5 protein-coding genes and 1 pseudogene are annotated in these 6,101 nt (G+C 67.7%); 2 read left to right on the top strand and 4 right to left on the bottom strand.

The window, feature by feature from the left end:
- Positions 1 to 146, bottom strand: a pseudogene (gene ispH, locus ACE3S9_RS13355) (4-hydroxy-3-methylbut-2-enyl diphosphate reductase); the annotation flags it as partial.
- Positions 147 to 332: 186 nt separating this feature from the next.
- On the opposite strand from ispH, the gene ACE3S9_RS13350 reads away from it, so the two are divergent.
- The gene (locus ACE3S9_RS13350; protein WP_374546961.1) at positions 333 to 2,219 is read left to right on the top strand and encodes a monovalent cation:proton antiporter-2 (CPA2) family protein; all 1,887 of its coding nucleotides are present in this window, start codon (positions 333 to 335) and stop codon (positions 2,217 to 2,219) included.
- Between the two features lie 450 nt (positions 2,220 to 2,669).
- Entirely contained in the window at positions 2,670 to 4,055 is a 1,386-nt protein-coding gene (locus ACE3S9_RS13345; RefSeq protein ID WP_374546960.1) for a glutamate--cysteine ligase, read from the top strand.
- Positions 4,056 to 4,068: 13 nt separating this feature from the next.
- On the opposite strand, the gene ACE3S9_RS13340 is transcribed toward ACE3S9_RS13345, so the two are convergent.
- The 3 genes from ACE3S9_RS13340 to ACE3S9_RS13330 form a co-directional block, all read right to left on the bottom strand.
- Positions 4,069 to 4,362 carry a hypothetical protein gene (locus ACE3S9_RS13340; RefSeq protein ID WP_374546959.1) on the bottom strand — a complete coding sequence of 98 codons (294 nt, stop codon included), beginning with the start codon at positions 4,360 to 4,362 and terminating at the stop codon, positions 4,069 to 4,071.
- Between the two features lie 96 nt (positions 4,363 to 4,458).
- A complete protein-coding gene (locus tag ACE3S9_RS13335; protein WP_374546958.1) occupies positions 4,459 to 5,208 on the bottom strand; it encodes a 16S rRNA (uracil(1498)-N(3))-methyltransferase in 750 nt (249 codons plus the stop codon).
- A 16-nt stretch (positions 5,209 to 5,224) separates the two neighbouring features.
- The gene (locus ACE3S9_RS13330) at positions 5,225 to 6,061 is read right to left on the bottom strand and encodes a protein-disulfide reductase DsbD domain-containing protein (protein ID WP_374546957.1); all 837 of its coding nucleotides are present in this window, start codon (positions 6,059 to 6,061) and stop codon (positions 5,225 to 5,227) included.
- Between the last annotated feature and the right edge of the window lie 40 nt (positions 6,062 to 6,101).

The following is a 6,101-nucleotide window of genomic DNA, read 5'->3' as shown; positions in this document are numbered from 1 at the left end:
CGGTTATGCACGATTTCGTGGCGCACATAGACCGGGGCGCCGAATTTGCGCAAAGCGTGTTCGACAATGTCGATCGCGCGCACGACGCCGGCGCAGAAGCCGCGCGGCGCGCAAAGAAACACGTTCAGGCTGGGCTTTACGCTCATCCGGGGACCTTTCGGAACGGCCTTGACCTGAAAAAGCTTGTGAGCGCGGGGGGCTGCGATGTCAAGCGCGGGCGTCCCGCGCAAATCGAGGACGGGCTTCCCGCGCCGCGCTTTCGCCTCTATATTTGCCTAAGGCGTCGCCGGCGCGGTGAATCGCCGTCCCCTCGAAACCATTCCGCGGATCCCATGCCGGAACTGAGCAGCGAGACGAGCTTCCTCGTCCCGATCCTGATCCTACTCGCCGCCGCGATCGTCTTCGCGCCGTCCTTCCGCTTCGCCGGGCTCGGCTCCGTCATCGGCTATCTCGCCGCCGGCGTCGCCATCGGTCCCTCGGGCCTCGGGCTGATCGCCGAGCCGAAGATGACGCTGAACATTTCCCAGCTCGGCGTCGTCCTGCTGCTCTTCCTCATCGGCCTGTCGCTGAAGCCGCAGCGGCTCTACGCCCTGCGTCGCGATATCGGCCTGGTCGGCGTCAGCCAGATGGTGCTGACCGCCGCGCCGCTCGCCTATGCGGCGCATCGATTCCTGCATCTCGGCCTGTTCGGCGCGCTGGCCGCGGGTCTGGCGCTGGCCTTTTCCGCCACCGCCATCGCCATGCAATTGCTGGAGGAGCGCGGCGACACGCAGGCCGCTTATGGCCGTCGGGTGTTCGCCGTCCTGCTGGCGCAGGACATCGCCGTCGCGCCCGCTTTGGCGCTGATCCCGCTGCTCGGCTCCGGGGCGGCAGGCGCTTCCGCCTCGCTCGCCGGCTCGATGCATGACGCGCTGATCAATCTGTCGCAGGCTTTTGCAGCGCTGGCCTTCGTCATCCTGGCGGGCCATTACGCGCTGAATCCCTTGTTCCGCCTGCTGGCGCGCGCGGGGGCGCGCGAAATCCTCACGGCGGCGGCTTTGTTCATCGTGCTCGGCGCGGCGGTGCTGATGGAAGCCGTCGGCATGTCGATGGCGCTGGGCGCCTTCCTTGCCGGCCTGCTGCTGTCGGAATCCAACTTCCGCCACCAGCTCGAAGCCGATATCGAGCCCTTTCGCGGCTTGCTGATGGGCCTGTTCTTCATGTCGGTCGGCATGTCGGTCGACACGCATCTGGTCGGCGCCCGGCTCGGGCTGCTGGCGGGGGCGGCTTTGGTCATTCTCTGCGCCAAGACGGCCATTGTCTTCGTGCTGTTCCGGCTGACGGGCTCGAGCGCGCGCGAATCGCTCAGCGCGGCGGGCGTGCTGACCCCGGCCGGCGAATTTTCCTTCGCCATCTTTCCGCTCGCCGCCGGCGCCCATCTGATGCCGCAGGCCGATTCCAGCCTGCTGTCGGCCTTGGCCGCGATCACCATGGTCGCCGGACCCTTTTTCGCCAAGGGCGCGGAACAGCTCGCCGCCCGGCTGGAGCGCGACGCGCCGGAGGCCGATGACGCGGCGCAGGACGCCCGAAACGCGCCGCCGCCGTCGATCCCCAAGGAGCGGCGCGGCAAGGTGCTGGTGGTCGGCTTCGGCCGTTTCAGCCAGATCGCGGTGCAGCCGCTGCTGCTGGAGCGCATCGACGTCACCGTGATCGACACCTCGGTCAAGCGCATCCGCGACGCCGGCAAATTCGGCTTCAAGGTCTATTATGGCGACGGCTGCCGGCTCGACGTGCTGCGCGCTGCCGGCGCCGGCGAGGCGCGGATCATCGCCATCGGCGTCGGCAATCGCGAGATCGCCAATGGCATTCTGGCGCTGGCGCGCGACAATTTCCCGACCGCGAAGGTCTTCGTGCGCGCCTATGATCGCATCCACGCCATCGACCTCTTGGAGCGCGGCGCCGATTACCAGATCCGCGAGACGCTCGAATCGGCTTTGAGCTTCGGCGGCGCGGCCATCGCCGAATTGCGCGGCGATCCGGCGGCGGGCCGCGAGGCGGTCGAGGCCGCGCGCCAGCGCGATCTCGACCGGCTGGCGATCCAGCAGGCGGGCGGGGCGCCGCCGCCGTTCTTCTCGCCCGACCAGCCGCGCTTCAACCCGGAGCCGCTGGTCAAGCCGGTCGGCAAGTCCAAGGGCCTGACGCCGGAGAGCCAGGATATCGTGGATCAGGCGGCCGATTGAGGGCGCGCAGCGCTTGTTCTGTTTGCCTTTTCTGCCGACAAGTCGGCGGCAAAGACGCCCGCCGGCGTCGGCCGGCGCTGCGCCCGTCGGCGCAGAAACCACCGGTCCCTTTCAAAGGCTGGCGTTCTTAGAATTCTCAATAAGCGTCGGAGCCTCTTGTCTGGCGCAATTCATGCTATTATCGAGCAGGTTGCGGCGAAGTCCCTCGCCGCGCCAGCGGCCGTCCTTCGCAAACCTGTCTTGCGCAAGCTTGTCCTTGCGGTGAAGAAAGGCCAGGCGGCCACGAACCGAACCACCCGCGATTGCGGCTTCCGCCGCATCGTTTTATCGAGAACATCGCCGGAAGGGAGAATGGCGGCGCTGCGCGCGATCGGTCCGTGAGGCCGGCCCGTTCGTCGTCGCCTGCGTCTTCGTCCGTTCCGTCGCTGCGACATTGTTTGAAAGCCGCCCATGGCCCGTGATCTAGTCGATGAAAACCGCATCTCGTCGCGCGACGAACTGGTCGGCTGGCTCGCGGCGGGCTGCAAGCCGCAGGGTCCGTTCCGGATCGGGACGGAGCATGAGAAAATCCCGTTCTATTGCTCGGACCGGCGGCCGGTTCCCTATGACGGCCGCCCCGATCTCGGCCGGGGCGGCATCCGTGCGCTGCTGGACGGATTGCGCGCCGCGACCGGCTGGGAGCCGATCGAGGATTCGGGCGCGCTGATCGGACTGTTCGACCCGGAGGGCGGCGGCGCCATTTCGCTGGAGCCCGGCGGGCAGTTCGAATTGTCCGGCGCGCCGCTGGACGATTCGCATCAGACCAAGGCCGAGCTGGACACGCATTTCGCCGCGCTCGCGCCGCTTTGCGCGCGATTGGGCGTCAGCTTTCTCGATCTCGGCATGAGCCCGCTGTGGCGGCGCGACGAGACGCCCGTCATGCCCAAGCAGCGCTATGACATCATGGCGCGCTACATGCCCAAGGTCGGCGGCCACGGCCTCGACATGATGTTTCGCACCTCGACCGTGCAGACCAATATCGATTTCGCCTCCGAGGCGGATATGGTCGCCAAAATGCGGCTGGCTTTGAATCTCCAGCCCATTTTCACGGCTTTGTTCGCCAATTCGCCCTTCACCGACGGCAAGCCGAACGGCTTCGAGTCGATGCGCTCGCAGATCTGGACCGATACCGATCCGGACCGGACCGGCATGTTGCCCTTCGTGTTCGAGGACGGCATGGGTTTCGAGCGCTATGTCGATTACGCGCTCGACGTGCCGCTCTATTTCGTCAAGCGCGGCGACATCTATCACGATGTCGCCGGCGCCTCGTTCCGCGACCTGCTGGCGGGACGGCTGCCGCAAATGCCGGGCGAATTCGCCACCATTTCGGATTGGGCCAACCATCTCTCGACCATTTTCCCGGAAGTGCGGCTGAAGCGTTATCTCGAAATGCGCGGCGCCGATGTCGGTCCGCGCACTCATATCGTGGCCTTTACCGCGCTTTGCGCCGGCCTGTTCTATGACCGTGACGCCAGCGCCGCCGCCTGGGATCTGGTCAGGGATTTCACCGACGAGGACCGCGCCGCCTTGCGCGCGGCGGCGCCGCGCGAGGGGCTGGCGGCGCGCGTCGGCGCCCGCAGCGCGCAGGACCTCGCGCGCGACATTCTGGCGCTGGCGCGAGCGGGCCTCGCGCGCCGTCGTCGGCTCGACGCCGAAGGCCGCGACGAAACCATCCATCTTGACGTGCTGGAAGAAATCGCCGTTTCAGGGAAAAGCCGGGCCCGGAGGCTGCTGGCGCATTATCATGGCGACTGGAAAGGCGATGTCGCGCGGGCTTTCGACGCCTGCGTGTACTGATCGGCCGGCGCCGTCACAAGCCGCCGAAATTCATCGGGCGCAGCCTGATGCGCCCTTGGGGGCCGGACGGGTCCGCATTGTGTTCCGAATCGTAATTGGCCTGGGCGGAGTTGGAGGCGGCCGGGCGCGCCGCCGGAATGCGGGTTTCGCCATGGGCGAAAGGCGTGGGAAAGGCTTCGGGCGGGGCGAAGCGGAAATAATGATCGCCCGCCAGCGCGGCCGCGGGAGCGAAGAGCGGGCCGAGCGCCACGGCGGCGCAGGCGATCAGACGAAGGGGGGCCGGCTTTTCTTGCTTTTGGGCGGTCATCCCGAATCTCTCTGGAAAGGATCGCTTTTTTGACCCCAACATGATGGCGACATCATGTCGTCCAGGATCTGGCCGTCTTGGATCCTGCCCCTTGCGTCAGCCCCGCCAGTCGCCGAGCGCGGCCTGAACCAGCGCCAAAGCCGCGACGGCCGCGGTGTCGGCGCGCAGCACGCGGGGACCGAGCGACAGCCGGGCGACCGGCGCGACGCGCGCCAGCAGCGCGCGCTCCGAATCGTCGAAGCCGCCTTCCGGCCCGATCAGCACCGCGAATTTGGCGAAACCCGCGCCGGCCGCACGCAACGCCGCGAGCGGATCGGCGATCTCCGCCGCCTCGTCGCAGAAAATCAGCAGCCGGTCCTGCGGCCAGTCGCTCAAGATCGCCTCCAGCCGCTCCTCCGGCAGCACTTCGGCGAGGGCGAGAAGGCCGCATTGTTCGGCGGCCTCGACGACATTGGCCCGCATCCGGTCGAGATTGACGCGGCTGGCCTGGGTGCGGCGGGTCAGCGCCGGGCGCAGCCGCCGCGCGCCCATTTCCACGGCCTTCTGCGCCATATAATCGAGCCGCGCGTGTTTCAGCGGCGCGAAAATATAATCCAGGTCCGGCGGGCCTTCCTGCGCGCGGGTCCGTTCTTCGAGGCGCAGAAAGACGGATTTCTTGCCTTGGGGTTCGAGCGCCGCGCGCCATTCGCCGTCGCGGCCGTTGAATGCCAGCAGGCGCGCGCCTTGGCCGAGCCGCAGCACATTGACGAGATAATTGGCCTGTTCGCGGGTCAGTTCGACCTGCGCGCCCTGGTGCAGCGCCGCGTCCACGCAGAGGCGGTGGCTGGTGAAATCCAGTCGGGACATGCTTGGGAGATCCGCTTCAGTTTTTCGCGGGCGGCAAGGCGAGATCGAATTCTGCCGGCGCCGGCCCCGAAACGGTGATGCGCAGGGGCAGTTCGGGCCGCGTCTTCTTGCCGGGATGCTCGGCGAGGACGAGCAGGAAGGCGTTTTTCCCGTCTTCCGGCTTCACGTCGAAATAGAAGCCGGTCGGCGCCTCGACAAACAGGTCGCGGGCGTCACCACCGGTGACGCGCACCCGCCATTGCGGCTTGCCGCCGGCGGGCGGCGCCGGCGCGACGGAGGCGAATTGCGCCGCCGCCTCGGGCTCCAGAATTTTCGGGGCCTGCCGCAAGGCCTCATTGAGCAGCGCGGCTTCCGCCGCCTGCGGTGTGGGCGGCAGGGTCAGGCTGAGCTGGGCGTGAGCGGGCACGCAGATCTTTTCGCAGGCGGCGTAATCGAGCTTCAGCGCCAGACTCATCGGCTTCTTGGGATCGACCGGCGCGACCCGGATCGGAAACACCACGTCGCGGCGATAGCCGAAGGCCTGTTGGCCGGCCTCGTCGATCCGCTCCGGCTGCGGATAGACCACCTCGGCCTCGCCGACATTGTCGGAGCCGGCGAAATCGAAAGTCGGGGCGACGCCGGCCTCGCCGGGATCGCGCCAATAGGTCACCGCCTCGCCGGACAGGCGGATCTGCGCGCCGGCGTAGCGCGCGCCGTCATGGACGCCGCCGTCGACCAGCCGCGCCTGGGATTTCGCGCCGGCGACCCATTCCTGGGCGCGCGCCGGCGCCGCCACGGCCAGAACGAGCAGGCAGACGGCGGCCGTTGCGCGGCGCACGCGTCGAGAGGATTTGGCTTCCCTTTGCGCGCTCATCCTTTAGCATGTCTCCATGAGGCTGCGCGCGACGTCGGCT

The organism is Rhodoblastus sp. (genome assembly GCF_041915505.1).
Lineage (GTDB): Bacteria > Pseudomonadota > Alphaproteobacteria > Rhizobiales > Beijerinckiaceae > Rhodoblastus.
This window is presented reverse-complemented; position numbering and strand designations above follow the sequence as displayed.